Annotated in this window: 16 protein-coding genes and 1 tRNA gene; 10 read left to right on the forward strand and 7 right to left on the reverse strand. The window is 70.6% G+C overall.

The features are described 5' to 3' along the window. Positions 1-3: 3 nt before the first annotated feature. From FE263_RS08270 to FE263_RS08290, 5 genes are all read left to right on the forward strand, one after another. On the forward strand, positions 4-1,458 hold the full coding sequence (locus tag FE263_RS08270) for an HlyD family type I secretion periplasmic adaptor subunit (RefSeq protein ID WP_138325460.1): 1,455 nt from the start codon (positions 4-6) through the stop codon (positions 1,456-1,458). A gap of 90 nt (positions 1,459-1,548) precedes the next feature. Further along, the gene (locus FE263_RS08275) at positions 1,549-3,360 is read left to right on the forward strand and encodes an SEL1-like repeat protein (RefSeq protein WP_138325461.1); all 1,812 of its coding nucleotides are present in this window, start codon (positions 1,549-1,551) and stop codon (positions 3,358-3,360) included. A gap of 34 nt (positions 3,361-3,394) precedes the next feature. Then, positions 3,395-6,397, forward strand: a complete 3,003-nt coding sequence (locus FE263_RS08280; RefSeq protein WP_138325462.1) for a glycosyltransferase — start codon at positions 3,395-3,397, stop codon at positions 6,395-6,397. 142 nt (positions 6,398-6,539) lie between these two features. Further along, positions 6,540-7,610, forward strand: coding sequence for a hypothetical protein (locus tag FE263_RS08285; protein WP_138325463.1), 1,071 nt, complete (start codon positions 6,540-6,542; stop codon positions 7,608-7,610). A gap of 22 nt (positions 7,611-7,632) precedes the next feature. Further along, entirely contained in the window at positions 7,633-8,892 is a 1,260-nt protein-coding gene (locus FE263_RS08290; RefSeq protein ID WP_138325464.1) for a glycosyltransferase family 4 protein, read from the forward strand. Position 8,893: 1 nt separating this feature from the next. On the opposite strand, the gene ppa is transcribed toward FE263_RS08290, so the two are convergent. Further along, complete coding sequence (ppa, locus tag FE263_RS08295) at positions 8,894-9,418, reverse strand: inorganic diphosphatase (protein ID WP_138325465.1); 525 nt, start codon at positions 9,416-9,418, stop codon at positions 8,894-8,896. 80 nt (positions 9,419-9,498) lie between these two features. Then, positions 9,499-9,828, reverse strand: coding sequence for a hypothetical protein (locus tag FE263_RS08300; protein ID WP_138325466.1), 330 nt, complete (start codon positions 9,826-9,828; stop codon positions 9,499-9,501). A gap of 135 nt (positions 9,829-9,963) precedes the next feature. On the opposite strand from FE263_RS08300, the gene FE263_RS08305 reads away from it, so the two are divergent. From FE263_RS08305 to FE263_RS08315, 3 genes are all read left to right on the forward strand, one after another. Continuing rightward, positions 9,964-10,036, forward strand: a tRNA-Ile gene (locus FE263_RS08305). Between the two features lie 39 nt (positions 10,037-10,075). Next, the gene (gene ettA, locus FE263_RS08310) at positions 10,076-11,755 is read left to right on the forward strand and encodes an energy-dependent translational throttle protein EttA (RefSeq protein ID WP_138325467.1); all 1,680 of its coding nucleotides are present in this window, start codon (positions 10,076-10,078) and stop codon (positions 11,753-11,755) included. 48 nt (positions 11,756-11,803) lie between these two features. Next, positions 11,804-12,328: a GNAT family N-acetyltransferase gene (locus FE263_RS08315; RefSeq protein ID WP_138325468.1), complete on the forward strand. Its 525-nt coding sequence runs from the start codon at positions 11,804-11,806 to the stop codon at positions 12,326-12,328. Positions 12,329-12,409: 81 nt separating this feature from the next. On the opposite strand, the gene glyS is transcribed toward FE263_RS08315, so the two are convergent. Next, the gene (glyS, locus tag FE263_RS08320) at positions 12,410-14,473 is read right to left on the reverse strand and encodes a glycine--tRNA ligase subunit beta (RefSeq protein WP_138325469.1); all 2,064 of its coding nucleotides are present in this window, start codon (positions 14,471-14,473) and stop codon (positions 12,410-12,412) included. Position 14,474: 1 nt separating this feature from the next. Continuing rightward, the gene (locus FE263_RS08325) at positions 14,475-15,347 is read right to left on the reverse strand and encodes a glycine--tRNA ligase subunit alpha (RefSeq protein WP_138325470.1); all 873 of its coding nucleotides are present in this window, start codon (positions 15,345-15,347) and stop codon (positions 14,475-14,477) included. A gap of 89 nt (positions 15,348-15,436) precedes the next feature. Here FE263_RS08325 and FE263_RS08330 point away from each other — a divergent pair, with 89 nt between their 5' ends. Next, complete coding sequence (locus FE263_RS08330) at positions 15,437-15,835, forward strand: CoA-binding protein (protein WP_138325471.1); 399 nt, start codon at positions 15,437-15,439, stop codon at positions 15,833-15,835. A 10-nt stretch (positions 15,836-15,845) separates the two neighbouring features. Here FE263_RS08330 and FE263_RS08335 read toward each other — a convergent pair whose 3' ends face one another. After that, complete coding sequence (locus FE263_RS08335; RefSeq protein ID WP_138325472.1) at positions 15,846-17,012, reverse strand: MFS transporter; 1,167 nt, start codon at positions 17,010-17,012, stop codon at positions 15,846-15,848. A 172-nt stretch (positions 17,013-17,184) separates the two neighbouring features. Between FE263_RS08335 and FE263_RS08340 the strand changes: the two genes are divergently transcribed. Further along, positions 17,185-18,033 carry a DUF2076 domain-containing protein gene (locus FE263_RS08340; RefSeq protein ID WP_138325473.1) on the forward strand — a complete coding sequence of 283 codons (849 nt, stop codon included), beginning with the start codon at positions 17,185-17,187 and terminating at the stop codon, positions 18,031-18,033. 18 nt (positions 18,034-18,051) lie between these two features. Here the strand turns inward: FE263_RS08340 and FE263_RS08345 are convergent, their stop codons facing one another. Continuing rightward, on the reverse strand, positions 18,052-18,942 hold the full coding sequence (locus FE263_RS08345) for an endonuclease/exonuclease/phosphatase family protein (RefSeq protein WP_240759217.1): 891 nt from the start codon (positions 18,940-18,942) through the stop codon (positions 18,052-18,054). After that, the gene (locus tag FE263_RS08350; RefSeq protein ID WP_138325474.1) at positions 18,939-19,631 is read right to left on the reverse strand and encodes a carbonic anhydrase; all 693 of its coding nucleotides are present in this window, start codon (positions 19,629-19,631) and stop codon (positions 18,939-18,941) included. Before FE263_RS08350 ends, FE263_RS08345 begins: the two co-directional genes overlap by 4 nt. Between the last annotated feature and the right edge of the window lie 32 nt (positions 19,632-19,663).

Genomic DNA, 19,663 nt, shown 5'->3' on the forward strand with positions numbered 1-19,663 from the left:
GCCATGGCCAGCAAGGATCTCGTCACCGCCGGCGGCCCCGTTCCCGGCCGCCCCGATAGCCCGAAGCGTCCGCCGCGCCGCCGCATGCGCGAGGAGGAGCTGCCGCAGGCGCTTCTCGAATTCCACTCGCCGAGCGCCGCCCTGGTGGCGATGCCGCCGTTGCCGGTGGCGCGTTGGATCATCTGGATCGTGGGCGCGCTGGCGATCACCATGCTGACGGTGATGGGCACCTTCCCGCTGGACCGCGTGGTCACCACGCCCGGCGAGCTGGTCTCCACGGCGCGCACCATGCTGGTGCAGCCGCTGGAGACCGCGATCGTGAAGTCGATCGACGTCAAGGAAGGCGAGGTGGTGCACAAGGGCCAGGTGCTCGCGCATCTCGACCCGACCATCGCCGGCGCCGACGAGAACAACCTGCGCGCCCAGACCTATGCCTACGAGGCGCAGGTGAACCGGCTGCAGGCGGAGGCGGCGGGGACACTGTTCCGGGCCGACCTCGCCAACCCGGCCTCCACCGCTGAAGCCGCCGCGTACATGCGCCGCCAGGCCGAGTTCCGCGCCAAGCTCAACAACTACACCCAGCAGATCAGCGCGCTGCGGTCGGATGTCACCGGCTACCAGGCGTCGGCGGCGATGTATGCCGGCCGCGTCAAGCTGGCCAAGGACGTGCGCAACATGCGCGTCCAGCTGCAGCGCGACCAGGTCGGCAGCCGGCTGTCGTCGCTGTCGGCGCAGGACGACCTGATGGAGATGCAGCGCTCGCAGGTGACCGCGCAGGAGAACGCCGCCGGCGCGCGCGGCAAGCTGTCGGCGATGGTCGCCGAGCAGGAAGGCTTCGTGCAGAACTGGAAGGCGCAGATCTACCAGGACCTCTCCGAGGCCCAGCACAAGTACTACGAGGCGCGCGGCGACCTGGAGAAGGCGGTGCTGCGGCAGAGCCTGGTGGTGATGCGCGCCCAGGCCGACGCCGTGGTGCTGACCATCGCCAAGGTGTCGATCGGCTCGGTGCTGAGCCCGGCGACCCAGTTCATCACGCTGGTGCCGCTCGACGCGCCGCTGGAGGTGGAGGCCAGGCTGAAGGGCTCCGACTCCGGCTACGTGAAGCTAGGCGATCAGGCGCTGATCAAGTTCGCGACCTTCCCGTACACCCAGTACGGCGGCGCCACCGCGACCGTCCGCAACGTCAGCGCCGACAGCTTCACCAAGGATCAGCAGCAGGCCAGCCAGTCGCAGGGCGGCGACAGCCAGGGCAGCGCGATGCCCGGCGGCTCGCCGGACACCTACTACCGGATCCGCCTGCGCGTCGACGGCTACACCCTGCACGGCGTGCCGAACTACTTCCACCCGACGCCCGGCATGCCGGTGACCGCCGACATCAAGGTCGGCAAGCGCACCATCCTGCGCTACCTGCTCAGCTCCGTGCTGCCGGTGGCGACCGAAGGCATGCGCGAACCCTGAGCATCCTAGCCGTCCGGGGGCAGCGCCGGCCGCGACCTTGTTCCATCGATCACTCGACGCATTACCAGGCCCAGCGAGGCGACGTTTCGGATGGCCAGTCTATTTCGACACTACCTGGCGTCGCTGTTCTCGCCGGCCGGCAAACTCGCGTACGGCCTTGAGCTGATCGAGGCCGGCGACACCAGGCGCGCCTTCGCTGCACTGACCGCAGCCGCCGCCGCCGGAATCCCGGAGGCGCAGTTCCGGGTCGGCCGCGCCTATCTGGACGGCGCCGGGGTGCCGGTCAGCCGCGAGGAGGGTGCACGCTGGATGCAGCGCGCCGCCGAGGCCGGCTGGGTCGAGGCACAGTTCGTGCTGGCGACGCTGCACCTGTTCGGCCTGGGCTCGGCCGGCGGCGGCACGATGGCGCTGTTCTCGCAGGCGCCGCAGCAGGAGACCGCCCGCGCCGATTTCATCCAGGCAGCCTACTGGGCGGAGCGGGCGGCGAAGGCGGGGTCTCCCGACGGGCAGGCGCTGTACGGCTACATCCTGACCTCCGGCCCGGAAGAGCTGCGCGATCTCGAGAAGGCCGGCCACTGGTATCGCCAGTCGGCCGCCGCCGGCTCGGCGCAGGGCGCGCTCGGCCTCGGGCTTGCGTTGCTCGCCCGTGCGGAAGACCCGGAGATCCAGCAGCAGGCCGCCATCGAGCTGACCAAGGCGGCCGCCGGCGGGCTTGCCACCGCGATCTACCTGCTCGGCGTGATGACCGAGCGCGGCGCCGGCGTGCAGCAGGACCTCGCCGCCGCCACCAACCTGTACCGGCAGGCGGCCGAGAAGGGCGTGCGCTCCGGGCAGGCGCGCTACGGGCTGGCGTTGATGCAGGGGCGCGGCGTCCAGCGCGACGTGGTCGGCGGCGAAACCTGGCTGCGCAAGGCGGCGCTGGCCGGCGACGGCGAGGCGGCCGCGCTGATCGGCGACCTGTATGCCAAGGGCGGCGACCTGCCGCCGAACTATGCCGAGGCTGCCGGCTGGTATGGCCGCGCCGCGGAGGCCGGACACGCCGCGGCGTCCCGCGCGCTCGGCCTGCTCTACCTGACCGGGGCGGGCGTGCAGCGCGATCCGGACGAGGCGGCGCGCTGGTTCCGCCGCTCCGCCGAGGCCGGCGACCATGCGGCGCAGGTCGATCTGGCCAACCTGGTGATGGGCCATGACGGCGTTGACGCAGAGGCCGACCGCGTCGCCACCCGCGAACGCTTCGAGAAGGCGGCGGCCGGTGGCGACCTGGTGGCGGCGTTCAACTTCGGGGTCTGCCTGGCCGAAGGCGTCGGCGTCGAGCGCGACGAGCGCAAGGCGGCGCTGTGGCTGCGCCGTGCCGCCGACGGCGTTGTCAACGCGCAGTACTGGTATGGACGCATGCTCGCCGAGGGACGCGGCGTCGAGGTCGACCTGAAGGAGGGCCGGCACTGGATCGCACGCGCCGCCGAGTCCGGCATGGTGGATGCGCAGCTGGCCTATGCGGAGCTGCTGCTGGCCGGGCGCGGCGGCGACCGCGACCATGCGGCGGCGCTGGAGATGTTCGAGCGTGCAGCGGCGACCGGCAACGTCAATGCGCTGTTCTCGGTCGGCGCGATGCATGGCGGCGGCCATGAGATTCCGGAGAACCGGGTGGTGGCGCAGGGCTTCTTCCGGCAGGCGGCGGAGCGCGGGCACGCCAAGGCGCAGCTGATGCTGGGCCGCTACCTCGCCCGCGGCGTCGCCGGCGAGACCGACATCCCGCAGGCACGCACCTGGCTGCAGCGCGCCAGGTCGCAGGGCAACGCGCAGGCCGAGGCGGAGCTGGCGCGGCTGGGCGAGCCGGCGGCGGCCCCGGCGGAGGGCGAGCGCCCGGCGGCCCAGGTGGTCCGCTCCGCCTCGGGACACTGAGGCTGGCCCGGCAGGGCGCATCGGTCGATCCCCGATGCGCCTGCGGGTAGCGCGGGTCACCGCGGCGCACCGGGCGAAGTGGCGGAGCTGGACCCAGGAGCAGGCGCAGGCGGCGTTCCTGCACGGCCAGGCCGCCATCGCATCCGGCGATGACGACGGCGCCCGGCGCTGGTTCGAGCGGTCGCGGCGGATCAGTGGCGGCGCTCCGCAGGTGGAGTTCGCTCTGGCCATGTCGCGGCTGCTGACCGGCGATGCGGCCGGCGCCGCGGACCTGCTGAACCGGCTGTTGCGCCGCTACGACTTCCGCGAGGGTGGGACGGCGCTGGCGACCGCCCTGCACCGGGTGGGCGCGCAACGGGACGCCGCCCGGGCGTTGTCCCGGGCGCTGTCCCGCCATGCCCCCGCCGGGTGGCTGCTGGCGGGGATGGACGCCATTGCACGCGACGCCGGATGGCCCGGCTGGTGCGGGCTCGACGGCAGCGGCCGGCTGCTGGCCGACGGCGCCGACGCCTTCGCGCAGGGCCCGGTGGTCGAGGTCCTGGTGGATGGCGCGCCCGTCGCGCGCCTGCCGCCGGACTGGCGCAGCGCGCGCCGCATCGAGGTGAGGCGACGGGGTGTGGCGCTGCTCGGCAGCCCGCTCGACATCGGCTCGATCCTGCGCTGCGAGGGCTTCGTCGAATGCCTCGATGGCGGCAGGCTGCTGCAAGGCTGGCTATGGCATCCGGGCGAGGCGGAGCGCGCGCCGCTGCTGACCATCGAGGCCGCGGACGGCACGCTGATCCGGCATCGGCTGGAGGCGGTCGCCGAAGCGATCGAGTCTGAGGCGCCGCTCACCCGTCCGCGTGCGCTCTCCATCCCGTTCTCGGCTCTGCCGGAGGGAACCGTGCGGCTGTTCGGGGATGATGGCAGGGAACTGACCGGCAGCCCGATCACCCCGGCGCTGCGCCGGTCGTGGCGCCCCGGCCTCGTGCGGCAGACCCGGATCCCCGTGCGGCAGATCGAAGGCCCGGCGCGGCAACCGGCATCCCGGCCGCCGGCGCCCGGCCCGGACGTGGTGATCCCGGTGCATGGCGGCCTGGATTGCACACTGGCCTGCATCGCCAGCGTGCGCGCCTCGCGGCGGTCCGATGCCGGGCGCATCGTCGTGGTGGACGATGCCGGGCCGGAACCCGCTCTTGCGCGGGCGCTGGACGTGCTCGCCGCCGAGGGCGCGATCGTGCTGATCCGGCTGCCCCGCACCCTCGGATATCCCGGCGCCGCCAATGCCGGCATCGCCGCCTGCGCTCGCCGTGACGTGATGCTGCTCAACAGCGACACGCTGGTGCCGCCGGGCGCCATCGAGGCGCTGCGTACGGCGGCCTACAGCGCGCCCGACATCGGCAGCGTCACCCCGCTCTCCAACGACGCCAGCATCTTCAGCTATCCCGACCGCGGCGGTGGCAACCCGTTGCCGGACCAGGCCGGCGTCGCCGCCCTGATGGCCCTGGCGGCTGCAGCCAATGGCGGCGAGGTCATCGATGTGCCGACCGGGCACGGCTACTGCCTCTATCTCCGGCGCGACTGCCTGCAGGACAGCGCACGGGGCGGCGGCGTCTTTCGCACCGACCTGTTCGCGCAGGGCTACGCCGAGGAGAACGAGTTCTGCCTGCGTTCGGCGGCGCGCGGCTGGCGGCATGTCGCCGCCACCGGCATCTATGTCGGCCATGTCGGCCAGGCCTCGTTCGAAGTGGCGGTCGGCGCCGCGCGCACCGCGCTCATGCGGCGCAACCTGGCAACGCTGAACCGGCTGCATCCCGGCTACGACGCCCTCGTCGAGGCGCATATCGCCGCCGATCCGCTTGCCCGGTCGCGGCGCCGGATCGACCGGCGGCGCTTCGTTGCCGGCCGCGGCTCGCCGCCCGCCGGCGTGCTGCTCATCACCCACGACGAGACCGGCGGGGTATCGCGCATCGTGGCCGAACGGGCGGCGTCGATCGCCAGGCGGGGACTGCGGCCGGTCGTGTTGCGTCCGGTGGGTGGCGGCTGCCTGGTCGATGTGCCGCAGGCGGATGCGCCCGACCGCCACGCGACGCCGAACCTGGTGTTCCGGCTGCCGCAGGAGATCGACCTGCTGGTGGAGCTGCTGGCCGGGGAGGGGCTGGTGCATGCGGAATGGCACCATTTCCTCGGCCATCATCCGGTGCTGCGCACGCTGTGCGACCGGCTCGGCCTGCCGTTCGACATGGTGATCCACGACTATGCCTCCTTCTGCGCGCGTATCGCCCTGGTCGGGCCGACCGGGCGCTATTGCGGCGAACCCGACCTTGCCGGCTGCGATGCCTGCATCGCGCTGCAGGGCAGCCTGCTCGGCGAGGCGATTGCCCCCGCCGACCTGTATGAACGCTCGCTTGCGGAATTCGTGCGGGCGCGCCGGGTGGTGGCGCCTTCGATCGATGCGTGCGTGCGGATCGCGCGCCACTTCACGGCGGTGCGGCCGGAGCTGCTGGCCTGGGAAGCGGACCGTCCGGCGGTGTCGCTGCAGGATTTCGCGGACCGTGCCCCGCCGCGGCTCCGCCTGCATCGGGGAGCCGTGCCGCGCGCGAGGATCTGCCTCATCGGCGGCATCGGCCGGGAGAAGGGCTACGACGTGCTGCTGGCCTGCCTTGGCGACCGCAACCGCCGCGACCTGGAGCTGGACTTCATCCTGGTCGGATCGACCCGTGACGACGCCGCGCTGCTGGAAGCGGGCTGCTCCGAGGTGACCGGCGCCTACCGCGAGGCGGAAGCGGTCGCCCTGGTCCGCGAGCAGCGATGCGACCTCGCCTGGCTGCCGTCGATCTGGCCGGAGACCTGGTGCTTCACGCTGACCCTGGCCTGGCGGGCCGGCCTGAACGCCGTCTGCTTCGATATCGGCGCGCAGGCGGAGCGCGTGCGCGCCACCGGACGCGGCACCGTGCTGCCGCTGGCGCTGCCGGCACCGGCCATCAACGACGCCCTGCTGCGGCTCTGCGCGTCGCCGGCCATGATCGACCTGCAGGAAGCGGGGTGGCGTGGCTAGGGCCGGCCCGCCCGGGTTTCGCACCGCGCCAAGAAGACCCGGGGCATTCGGTCGCAAAAAGATGTTATGACGGCGCAATATCGCGCCGTGCCGTGATGGCGCCCGACATGGCCGCCGGCGCAATAGTCCGGGAAGCGACCAGATGACCACAGCCCCAAGCCAGACGCTCGTCGCGGAACTCAAGGTCTCCGGCCACCTGATGACCCTGGAGCCGGGCCTGTACTGCGTGTTCCACGCCCCGGGCAGCGTCGCCGCCGATGCACAGACCGGGCTGCCCGGGGTGCGCATCTCGCATCCGCCGGTGCAGGAAGCCGGACTGCGGGAGCCCGGCCCGCGGGAGACCGGACCGCGCGAGAGGGGGCAGCTCGCCCTCCGTACCTTCAGCGAGGATGGCTGGATCGGGGCCTCCGGCGGCGCCGCACTGGTGCGCGTGCAGGGTGCCCCGGCGCAGCTTCTGGTGACCATCTACCAGAGCGCCGTCGTGCAGCACGAGGCGCCGAAGCTGCAGGTCATGCGGCTCGGCGATGTCGCGGCGCCGGCCGCACCGGCGCCCGAGGCGGTGGCCGGGGACGGCGGGCCGCCGGGCGGCGGCGCCTTCGGGGCGTCCGACATCCAGCCGGCGATGCCATCCGTGCATGGGTTTGCCGAGGCCGCGGCGGCCAGTCCGACCGCCGGCGTGCCGGCGGCCGAGGAGGTCTGGGAGGTTGCCGCTCATATCCAGCGGCGCGGTGACCGGCTTGGACGGCTCGGCGAGTGGATGGGCCAGCGCGGCAGCCAGAACTGGATCGAGGGTTTCGCGCTCGCGCCCACCCGCCAGATCGGCCTCTCCGACATCGAATACCAGGCCGTGCTCGGCAAGGGCTGGCTGTCGCCCTGGTCGGATGGCGGCCAGTATTGCGGCAGCCGCGGCATGGCGCTGCCGATCCTGGGCCTGCGCGTGCGGCTGAAGGGCGAGGCCGCGCAGACCCACACGCTGCGGATCAGCGCCACCTTCACCGACGGCAGCGCGATCGGACCGGCGCCCGACACCCAGACCCTGGAGGCGGAGAGCCTGGCGCCGCTGGAAGCCTTCCTGGTCGAGATCGTGGCGAACGCCGCAGCGACGGCCAAGCCCATTCCGCCGGTCCCCGCCGCCGCGGTCGCCGTGGCGAAGGTCGTCCGGGCGGTGCCGGCTGCGGTCGACAAACCGGCGCCCCGCGGCAAGCGGCGCTAGACGGAAGGCGAGGCCACGGCACTTGCGCTACCTGTTCGTCCACCAGAACTTCCCGGGCCAGTTCCTGCATCTCGTGCGGCACCTGCTTCGGCAGAACGAGGGCGGCGCCGAGAACGAGATCGTCTTCATCAGCGAGCCGAACCAGAATGCGATGCCCGGTGTACGCAGGGTGTCGTACTGCATGCCCAGGGAGGCGGCGGCGGAGACGTTCGCGGTCGCGCAGGAATTCGAGCTTGCGACCCTGCGGGCCGATCAGGTGGCGCAGACCGCGCGCGCGCTGCGCCAGCTCAACTACCAGCCGGATATCATCATCGGCCATCACGGCTGGGGCGAGCTGCTCAACCTGCACGACGTGTTTCCCGACACGCCGATGCTGGGCTATCTGGAATTCTACTACCACACCGACAGCTTCGATGTCGGTTTCGACCCGGAGTTTCCCTCCGACGCCTCGATGTTTCCCCGCGTGCGCGCCAAGAACGCGGTGAACCTGCTGGCGCTCACCAACAATCCGTTGCGCAGCCGCGGCCAGACGCCGACCTGGTTCCAGCGCTCGACCTATCCCGCCTGGGCCCACGAGCAGATCACCGTGCTGCCGGAAGGCGTGGACTTGGATATCTGCCGGCCGGACCCGCTGGCGGCCGCCCGCGAGCTGGTGCTGCCGGTGGCCGGCGGCACCCCGGTGGTCGTGCATCCCGGCGAGAAGCTGGTGACCTATGTCGCCCGCGACCTGGAGCCGTATCGCGGTTTCCACGTCGTCATGCGGGCGCTGCCCCGTATCCTGCAGGCAAGGCCCGATGCCCGCATCGTGCTGGTCGGCGGCGACGGCGTCAGCTACGGCGCGCGGCTCTCGGAGGGCAGCTGGCGCGAGTACATGCTGCGCGAGGTCGGTGCCAGCCTCGACCCGTCGCGGGTCCATTTCGTCGGCAAGCAGTCCTATGCGTCCTACGTCGCGCTGCTGCAGCGCTCGGACGCACACATGTACCTGACCTACCCGTTCGTCGCCTCGTGGTCGCTGCGCGAGGCGATGGCTGTCGGCTGCCCGATCGTGGCGAGCGACACCGCGCCGGTGCAGGAATTCATCCGCGACCGGGAGACCGGGCTGCTGACGCCATTCCACCAGCCCCGCGTACTCGGCGACCGCGTGCTCGAGCTTCTGGAGGACACCACGCTGTCTGCCCGCCTACGGCACGCGGTGCGCGCCGAGGCCGAGCGGACGCTGTCGATGCGCTCCTATATCGCCAACTACGAGGCGCTGATCCGGCGCACCATGCAGGCAGGCTGAACTACTTCGACGCCGCTGCCAGGGACGCGCGGATCACCTCGGCCGCCTCCTCCTTGGAGGCCCAGCCGGTGACCTTCACCCACTTGCCCTTCTCGAGATCCTTGTAGCGGGTGAAGAAGTGCTCGATCGTCTGTCGGGTGATCTCGGGCAGGTCGTCCACGCTGTGCACCGAGGTGTAAAGCGGGTGGATCTTGTCGTGCGGGACGCAGATGATCTTCTCGTCCTGCCCGCTCTCGTCCTCCATCTTCAACATGCCGATCGGGCGCGCGCGGATGACGGCGCCCGGCACCACCGGCGCCGGCGTCAGCACCAGGGCGTCGGCCGGATCGCCATCGTCGGCCAGGGTGCCCGGGATGAAGCCGTAGGCGGCGGGGTAGGCCATCGGCGTGAACAGGAAGCGGTCGACCACCAGGGCGCCGCTTTCCTTGTCGACCTCATACTTGACCGCCGAGCCTTCCGGGATCTCGATGACCACGTTGATGTCCCAGGGCACATCCTTGCCGGGACTGATCTTCGAGACGTCCATGGTAACGATCCTGTTGGCTGCTGCTGGCGCGCGACCCTATCGGGCGGCCAAGCCGTTGCCAAGCCGACCCGACGCCGTGGTCAGGGCTGCTGGCCGGCGGCGATGCGCTTCTTGGAGCGGTGCTTGACATAGGCGCCGACCGCGCAGCCGCCGACCGCGCCGAGGACTGCGTGGTGATGCGCGAAATGGCCGCCGACGGCGCCGGCCGCCCCGTATTTCAGGCAGCCGCCACTTGGCTTCGTCCTGGCGCCGTTGGCCATCGGCTGGTCCGCCGGGCGCGTATCCGGCGGCGCCTGCATGGATCCCGGCTGGTCGGGACCGGGCGCGGTCTGGGCAATCGCGCCACCTGCCGGCAGCAGCAGGGCGCCTGCGAGGAACAGGCTGGCGAGGGGATGGCGGCTCGAGGTCATGGGCGGTCGCTCCGGACGATACGATGTGACAGAACTGGCATCCGATTGCGGCGGATAGAAGGCTGCAATGCCACCCGACGATGGGTCGGGAACTTGCCATTCCACCCCTGATGCGCGATCTGAGGCGTGACTTGTGCGCCTGTAGCTCAATGGTTAGAGCGGGCCGCTCATAACGGCTTGGTTGCGGGTTCGAGTCCTGCCGGGCGCAGGTCAACCGCTCGCCGACACCCTGGACCAGGAGCCTCCCATGGCTGCGTATCAATACGTCTATGTGATGAAGGACCTGACCAAGGCCTATCCGGGTGGCCGCGAGGTATTCAAGGGCATCACGCTGTCGTTCCTGCCCGGCGTCAAGATCGGCGTGCTCGGCGTCAACGGCGCCGGCAAGTCCACCCTGCTGAAGATCATGGCCGGCATCGAGACCGAGTACGGCGGCGAGGCCTGGGCGGCCGAGGGCGTCACCATCGGCTACCTGGAGCAGGAGCCGAAGCTCGATGCGACGCTGACGGTCGGCGAGAATGTCGGCCTCGCCTTCGGTCCGCTGAAGGCGGCGGTGGAGCGCTTCAACGCCATCTCGCTGCTGTTCGGCGAGCCGATGGACGACGAGAAGATGGACAAGCTGCTGGCCGAGCAGGCGACGCTGCAGGAGGAGATCGAGGCCGGCGAGGGCTGGGACCTGGACCGCCGCATCGAGATCGCCCTCGACGCGCTCGGCTGCCCGCCCGCCGAGGCCGGGGTCGAGAAGCTGTCCGGCGGCGAGCGCCGCCGGGTCGCGCTGTGCCGGCTGCTGCTGGAGAAGCCGGATATCCTGCTGCTCGACGAGCCGACCAACCATCTGGATGCCGAGAGCGTGGCCTGGCTCGAGCGGACGCTGCGGGACTATGCCGGCACCGTCATGGTGATCACCCATGACCGCTACTTCCTCGACAACGTTACCAACTGGATCCTCGAGATCGAGCGCGGCCGCGGCTATCCGTTCGAGGGCAACTACTCCTCGTGGCTGGCGCAGAAGCGCAAGCGGCTGCAGCAGGAGGAGAAGGAGGAGAGTTCGCGCCAGCGTGCGCTCGCCGCCGAAGAGGAGTGGATCGGCTCCAGCCCGCGCGCGCGCCAGGCCAAGAACAAGGCCCGCATCGCCAACTACGAGAAGATGCTGGCGGCCAATGCCGAGCGCGCCGGTGGCACGGCGGACATCGTCATCACGCCGGGCCCGCGCCTGGGCGGGACGGTGATCGAGGCGCAGCAGCTCCGCAAGGGCTACAGCAACCGGCTGCTGATCGAGGATCTCGACTTCAAGCTGCCGCCCGGCGGCATCGTCGGCGTGATCGGGGCGAACGGCGCCGGCAAGTCCACCCTGTTCAAGATGATCATCGGCCAGGACACGCCCGACAGCGGCGAGCTCAAGATTGGCGAGACGGTGCGGCTCGGCTATGTCGACCAGTCGCGCGACACGCTCGACGCCGACAAGAACGTCTGGGAGGAGATCTCCGGCGGCACCGACGTGATCTATCTCGGCAAGCGCGCGGTACCGTCGCGCGCCTATGTGGGTGCCTTCAACTTCAAGGGTGCGGACCAGCAGAAGAAGGTCGGCATCCTGTCGGGCGGCGAGCGCAACCGGGTGCATCTCGCCAAGATGCTGCGCAAGGAGAGCAACGTCATCCTGCTCGACGAGCCGACCAACGACCTCGACGTCGACACGCTGCGCGCCCTCGAGGATGCGCTCGGCGAGTTCGCAGGCTGCGCCGTGATCATCTCGCACGACCGCTGGTTCCTCGACCGTCTGGCGACGCACATTTTGGCCTTCGAGGGCAACAGCCACGTCGAGTGGTTCGAGGGTAATTTCCAGGCCTACGAAGAGGACAAGCGACGCCGTCTCGGCGCCGAGGCCACCGAGCCGCACCGCATCAAGTATCGTCCGATCGCCCGCTAGTCCCACCATGGCGCCGCACCGCCCGGTGCGGCCGCCGGGGCCACGGCCATGACCGCATCCTCCCTCGGGCGCACGGTGCGGACGGCGCGGCTGATCCTGTCGCCGGTCGGATGGCCGGATCTCGACCGCATGGTGCGGCTGAAGGGCGATGCCGGCGCATTCGGGCTGATGCTGGGCGGCGTGCGCAGCCGCAAGCAGGCTACCGAGGAGATGGCGGACGATATCGCGTTCTGGGCGCGCCGCCGCGTCGGCATCTTCACCATCAACGAGAACGGCATCTTCCAGGGCATGACCGGCCTGCACGAGCGGCCGGACGGGCTGGGGCTGGGATTGCGGTTCGCGATCTGGCCGCATGCGCGCGGACGCGGCATCGCGCGAGAAGCTGCGGCGGCGGCGCTGCGGTTCGCGCACGACCAGGGCGAGAAGCGGGTGGTCGGGGTGGCGCGCGAGGAGAACTTCGCCTCCCGCACGATCCTGGGCGGCATCGGCATGCAGGTACGCGGCAGCTTCCTGCGTGCGGGACATACGATGCTGGTCTACGAGAGCGACCGCACCGGGATGGACCAGGGCTGACGCGGGACGGAGTGGCGAACTTGCCGGGCTTCGGGAGCAACCGGGCCGTGCCCGATCCCGGGCGGGTCTGGCCGCCGCCGCTCAACCCTCGATCGCGCCAAAATCCGCCACCCGCGCCATGCCGCCGCGCAGGGCGGCCAGCAGGCGGAGCCGGTTGCGCCGGGTCGGCAGGTCGTCGGCGTTCACCGTGACCTTGTCGAAGAAATCGTCGAGCGGGCGGCGCAGGGTGGCGAGCGTGGTCATCGCCTGCTCGTAGCGCTCCGCGGCGATCGCGTCGGCCACCTGAGGCAGGCTGGCATCGAGCGCGGTCGCCAGCATGCGCTCCTCGTCCTGGGCATACAGGGCGGGATCGGGGGCGCCGTCGTGCGGGCCGTCGCGCTTCTCCTCGATGCGCAGGATGTTGGCGGAGCGTTTCGCCGCCGCCAGCAGGTTGCGCCCGTCATCGGTGGCGATCAGCGTGCTGACTGCCTGCGCGCGGGCCAGCGTGCGCACCAGGTCGCCATCCAGGCCGGCCGCATTCACCGCTGCCAGCACATCGTGGCGGGCGCCCTCGGTGCGGAGCTGCACGCGCAGGCGCTCGGCGATGAAGCCGGGAAGCAGGTCGAGGTCGGGCGCCGTGCGCAACGGCTCCGGCAGCGCCTCGGCCGCCGCGCGGCACAGCGCGAACAGGTCGAGACGCAGCGCGTTGTCGCGCACGATCCGAATCACGCCCAGGGCGGCGCGTCGCAGGGCGTAGGGATCACCGGAACCGCCCGGCCGCTCTCCGGCTGCAAACAGCGCGGAAAGAGAGTCGATGCGGTCGGCCAGAGCCACCGCGACCGATACCGGCGCGCGCGGCGTACCGTCGCCCGCGCCGCGCGGCAGGTAGTGCTCGCGGATCGCGGCCGCCACCTCCGGCGCCTCGCCGTCATGGCGGGCATAGTAGCTGCCCATCACGCCCTGCAGCTCGGGGAACTCGCCAACCATGCCGGTCGTCAGGTCGGCCTTGGCGAGACGGGCCGCCCGTGCAGCCAGCGTCGGATCGGCATCGACCATCGGCGCGATCAGGCCGGCGAGCCGCTCGATGCGGGCGGTGCGCGCACCCTGGCTACCGAGGGCGGCATGGAAGGTGACCGCATCGAGTGCAGCGACCCGGCTTGCGAGCGGGGTCGCGCGGTCAAGGTCCCAGAAATACCGGGCGTCGGAGAAGCGAGCGCGCAGCACGCGTTCGTTGCCGGCGATGGTCAGCGCACCACCATCCCGCGCGATGCTGTTGGCGACGAAAGCAAAGGCCGGCGCGGCCGAGCCATCCGGACGGCGCAGCGCGAAGTAGCGCTGGTTCACCCGCATGCTGACCTGCATCACCTCGGGCGGCAGGTCCATGAAGTCGTCGTCGATACGGCCGAGCAGCGGCACCGGCCACTCGACCAGGCCGGAGACTTCTTCGACCAAGCCGTCATCCGTCACCACGACATGGCCGGCGGCATCCGCAAGCCTTGCCACGCCATCGCGGATCAGCGCCGCGCGCTCGCTGGCGTCGACCAGCACATGGTGCGCGCGCAGCCCGTCTTGCCAGTCCTGCACTCCGGTCACTTCGAATGCGATGGGAGACAGGAAGCGATGGCCCTCGGTGACATTCGCAGCCGACAGGCCGTGACCATCATCTTTAACGTCGGCGCCTACATCGAACGGAACGATCACGCCATCGAGCAGGCAGAGCATCCGGCGCAGCGGACGGATCCAGGTGAACCCGCTGCCGTCGCCCCAGCGCATCGATTTCGGCCAGGGAAAGCGGCGCAGCAGGCTGGGCAGCGCATTCAGGATCAGCGACTGCGCCTCCACCGCATCGTGCCGGCGCTCCAGCACCCAGAAGCCGTTCTCCTTGCGCAGATCCTCGCGCGTCGCGCCATGCTTGCGCAGGAACCCGGCCAGCGCCTGCTCCGGCGCATTCTCGCGCGGGCCGCGCTCGGAACTTGTGCTGCCCGGCACCGAGGCGTCCATCGTCGCGGACAATGCGATCCGGCGGGGTCCCCAGTATGGGCGCGCATCGCGAAGTTTGAGCGACGCCAGCGCTTCCGACACCAGACGGACAAGGGTCTCGGCGCCGTCGCGCTGCGCACGCGCCGGTATCTCCTCGGAAAAAAGCTCGACCAGCAATTCCGGCATATCAGCTCTCTCCCGCCAGCCAGGCCTCGCAGGCGCGACGGGCCAGCGTGCGCACGCGACCGATATAGGCGGCGCGCTCGGTGACGCTGATCACGCCGCGCGCATCGAGCAGGTTGAACAGGTGGCTCGCCTTCAGGCACTGGTCGTATGCCGGCTGCGCGACGCCCGCTTCCACCAGCGCCAGGCTCTCGTGCTCGGCATCGTCGAAATGGCGGAGCAGCATGGCGGTGTCGGCAAGCTCGAAATTGTGCCGCGAATAATCGCGCTCGGCGCGCAGGAAGACGTCGCCGTAGGTCAGGCCGTGGCCGTCGTAGTCGAGGTCGTAGACGCGCTCGACGCCTTGAACATACATCGCCAGCCGCTCCAGCCCATACGTGAGCTCGGTGGAGGGCAGCGCCACCGGGATGCCGCCGACCTGCTGGAAATAGGTGAATTGCGTCACCTCCATGCCGTCGCACCAGACCTCCCAGCCAAGTCCCCAGGCGCCGATGGTCGGGTTCTCCCAGTCGTCCTCGACGAAGCGTATGTCGTGCAGCGCGGGATCGATGCCGATGGCGCGGTAGCTGTCGAGCAGCAGCGCCTGGCTGTCCGCGGGCGTCGGCTTCAGGAGCACCTGGTACTGGTAGTAGTGCTGCAGCCGGTTCGGGTTCTCGCCGTAGCGGCCGTCCGACGGACGACGGCAGGGCTGCACGTAGGCTGTCTTCCACGGCCTCGAACCGAGCGCACGCAGACTGGTATGCGGCGACAGCGTGCCGGCGCCGACCTCTATGTCGTACGGCTGCAGGATGGCGCAGCCACGGCTCGACCAGAACTCGTGCAGCCTGAGGATCAGCGACTGGAAGCTCAGGGTGTTCGGGGCAGCCGCCAGGGGCACGCGCGATCTCCGGGGATGTGGGTGGGGGTGGTCGGGGCGGGGGCGGCACCATAAGTTCAGGGGTCAGCGCCAGCAAGCAAGGGGCCATCGTGGCAGCGGACCAGCATGCGTCGATCGAGCAGATCCGGTCCGACACCAGGCGCATCGCCCTTGTCGGAGCGTCCGCCAACCCGGCGCGTCCGTCGCACGGCGTCATGCGGTTCCTGCTCGACCGCGGCTATGAGGTGGTGCCGGTCAATCCGGGCCTCGCCGGGCAGAGCCTCCTGGGCCAGACGGTGGTGGCGACCCTCGCCGAAGCTGGACCGGTCGACATGGTGGATGTGTTCCGTGCCTCCGGGCATGTCGCCGGCATCGCCGACGAGGCGATCCGGCTCGGGGCGCGCACGCTGTGGCTGCAGCTCGGGGTGGTCGACGAGGTGGCGGCCGCACGGGCGCGTGCGGCGGGATTGCGGGTGGTGATGGATCGCTGCCCGAAGATCGAGTGGTAGGCCCGGTCCTCTAGCCTGGTGCCAGCCCCGGCGTGGCGGTGGGTCGCCGCGAACGATCCAGCGCGACGATCCCGACGATCAGCAGCAGCGCCAGCCCCACGAACGAGAACAGGTGCTGCGGACCGGCGCGCATGACCTGGCCGGCGATCATCGGGCCGGCGATGGTGCCGAGGCCGAACAGCAGCAGCACCTCGGTGGCGATCTGCGGCGACGGCCGGTCCGGCTGGTCGGCATTGGCGATGCCGACGCACAGGCCGTACAGCGGATACTGCACGAAACCGAAGGCGCCGAGCACGACGATGATCTGCGGCGTCCCGAGCCGCGGCGCGCCGAGCACTATGGCGAGGCAGAGCACGATCCCGACGCCGGCCACCAGGGCCAGCAGCAGCCTGCGGTCCAGCCGGGACGCCAGCAGCGTCACCGGCAGGTAAGCCAGCGCGCCGCCGATCGAGTTTGCGGCCAGCATCAGCGTGTCGCCCTGCATGTCGAGACCGGACATCATGCCGAACACCGGGCCGAGGCCGCCGATGCCGCCGGTGATCAGGCCGGTGAGGACGCAGCCGGTGGCGCCCACCGGCGAGGCGCGGAACAGGGTGCCGAGCATCGGCCGGAACGCCGGCTCGCGCGGCGGCTGCGGCAGCCGGCCCAGGACGATCGGCAGCGAGGAGGCGGCGACCGTCACCGCCCCGAGCGCAAGCGCGGTCCAGCGCGTCGGGTCGATGACGTCGAGGCTGAGGGTGCCCCCCAGCGAGGCGAGCAGGTTGGCGATCATGTAGCTGGCGAAGGCGAAGCCGCTGCCGGCCTGCTGGATCAGCCAGCCCTCGACGATGGCGGCGAGACCCCCGTAGCAGAAGCCGATCACCAGCCGGAGCAGGATCCAGGCGACATCGTCCGGCGCCAGCGCCAGCAGCAGGCCGCAACTCGCGGAGATCATCGCCAACAGGGTGAAGGCGCGGACATGGCCGTAGAGGTTGAGCAGCCAGCCGACCGACACGCAGGCGACGACGAAACCCGTCGACCAGGCGGCGGAGAACAGGCCGATCGCGATCATGCTGGAGCCGCGCTCGTGGCCGAGGATCGGAACCAGCACACCCTGCAGATTGGTGCCGAACACGAGAAAGGTGACGCCCGCGAGCAGCGGGACGATGGCAGCCCGACCTTTCGCATTCGTCTGCATTGGCGGGAACGCTAGGCCCGGCCTCGGGGACCGGCAAGTGCTTCCGACCCGCGCCGGGGATCCTCCGGACGCTCTGTCGGGATCCCCTTCTGTTGTCACATGAGGGGCCGCTTGACGCTGGATCGACGCGCGGCCACATCCATCTCCTGCAATCTGGATGGATCATGCTGCCATGACCAACGAGGAACGCGACCTCATCTCCCGGTTCATCGCCCGGGTCTCCGGCCAGCCCCAGGGAGGCGCCGGTGGCGGCGGCTTCACCTCGAGCGTTCCCGCGACGCAGCCAAGCCTGCCGCCGGTCGATCCCGAGGCGGACCGCTTCATCGCGGACAATTTCAACCAGTATCCCGAGGCGCGCTACCGGATCACCCAGACGGCGGTGGTTCAGGAAGCCGCCCTCGCCGAGGCGCAGAACCGCATCAAGCGGCTCGAGTGGGAACTGCAGCAGACCCAGGCGCAGGCGCAGCAGGCCATCCAGGCAGCGCAGCAGCAGGGGGGCGGCCAGCGTTCGGGCGGGCTGTTCGGCGGCCTGTTCGGCGGCGGTGGCCAGCAGCGCCAGGCGCCTAACCAGGGCTTCGGCCAGGGCCAGGGCTATGGACAGGGCGCGCCGGGCGGTGCACCGAACTATGCCGGGATGCCGCCGCCGCCGCAGCCGACCTACCCACCGGGCTACCAGCCGGGCATGTTCCAGCAGCGGGGCGGCTCGGGCTTCCTCGGCTCGGCGCTGACGACGGCGGCCGGTGTTGCCGGCGGCATGGTTGTCGGCAACGCCCTGATGGACATGTTCAGTGGCCATGAAGGCGGCATGGGCGGTGGCGGCTTCGGCGGCATGGGCGGCGGCGAGACCATCGTGAACAACAACTACGGCGATGCGGCCACCGGCGCCGGCGGCGATCCGTTCGGCGGCCAGGGCACCGATGTCGATCCGAACTTCGGCAACGACGGCTTCGACGGCGGCGGCTTCGACAGCGGCGGCGGCGGCGGCGGCGGTGGCTGGGACGACGACAGCAGCAGCTTCTGAGCGAACCGGCGTCGGGCCCTAGCGGTCCGGCGCCAGCCTGACACTTACGGCACAGTGGTCGGAGAGGCGTTCCTTCATGTCCGGGTTGGTCTCCCGATAGACCATCACCCGCAACGTCTCCGGCGCCAGCCACGCCTGGGCGGCACCGCCTGCGAAGATGTGGTCGATGAAGTCCTCGCCGCCCCAGCACGGGCTGATATGGCCGGCGGTCGCGAGTACCATCGGCGCGGATGCCTCGAGCGCATCGAGGAACACGTCGTGCACCGGCATGTTCCGGTTGAAGTCACCCATCAGCACGAACGGGATGTGCTCGGCCTGGCGTGCCTCCAGCCAACTCTTCAGCACGTCGAGTTGAAGGTGCAGAAGGCGGCACTGGAAGGGCGCGCTGCTGCCGAAGCCCATCCGCCAGCAGCCGGTCTTCAGATGCACGACGAGGATCCGGAGCCGCATCCCGTCGCGGGCGATCGAGACGTCGAGGCCGCTGCGCAGGTGATGTGCGGCACCGGGCGAGGTGACGTCGAGCCCCTGCAGGTCCGGGTAGCGAGTGACGACGAAACCGCGCCGCACCGCAAGGCCTACGCGCTGCACGACATGATCGTCGGTCATGAAAATCTGGTAGCGGTCCGGTGGAAAGATACGCGCCGCGATCTCCGGCCCGTCCACCTCCTGGATGCCGACAGCATCCGCGTCGAGATGCGCCGCATAGCCGGCAAGCGTCGCGATGTCCTCCGGTCGCTTGGTGGTGGCGTCGTCCGGCAACGAGGCGTCGCCGGTCGGACGCGTGGTGAGCCACTCCAGGTTCCAGGTCGCCAGCTTGATCCCGGGCGGCGGTTCGGCGTGCCCCGCCGCCGTCGCCAGCAGCAGCCCCGCCGCCGCAAGCAGCGCACGAAGCGGCGAGAAATGTTTCACCCCGTTGGCCGCAGCCTCGCCCGGGCCTCCTCGAGGCTGATCGCCGTCCGGGTCTGCTCGTCCAGGATGCGGACCGTCCCGGTGGCGATGTCGTAGAGCCAGCCCTGGATCTGCAGCCTGCCCTCGGCGAGCCGGACCGCGACGGCCGGATGCGTGCGCAGGTGTGACAGCTGCAGCAGCACGTTCTGCTCGGCCATGGTGGTGACGGCATGGGCACCGTCATGCCCGGCTGCATCCTCATGGGACAGCAGCGCCTCGGTTACCGCCCGCGCCGCCTCGGCGTTGCGCAGCCAGGACGAGACCGTCGGCATGCGCTCCAGCCCATGGCGGTGCGGCTCGATCATCGCCTTCATGGCGCCGCAGTCCGAGTGCCCGCAGACGATGATGTGGGCAACGCCGAGCGCCACCACGGCATACTCGATGGCAGCCGAGACGCCGCCCAGCATCTCGCCGTAGGCCGGAACGATATTGCCGATGTTTCGTAGATTAAACAGGTTACCCGGAGCGCTCTGGGTTATCATGCCAGGGCTGACACGGCTGTCTGCGCAGGTGATGAACAGGGTATGCGGCGCCTGGCCCTGGGCGAGTTCGGAGAACAGGTCACGGTTCGAGGGAAACACCTCGGCGGCGAACCGCGCCACTCCGTCCAGCAGCGTAGACAGCGAAGGATCGGTGTCCGGCACGGCCATCTCCTTAGTGGTTGTGGATCGGGAAGGGGGCA

The organism is Lichenicoccus roseus (genome assembly GCF_005844085.1).
Taxonomy (GTDB): Bacteria; Pseudomonadota; Alphaproteobacteria; order Acetobacterales; family Acetobacteraceae; genus Lichenicoccus; species Lichenicoccus roseus.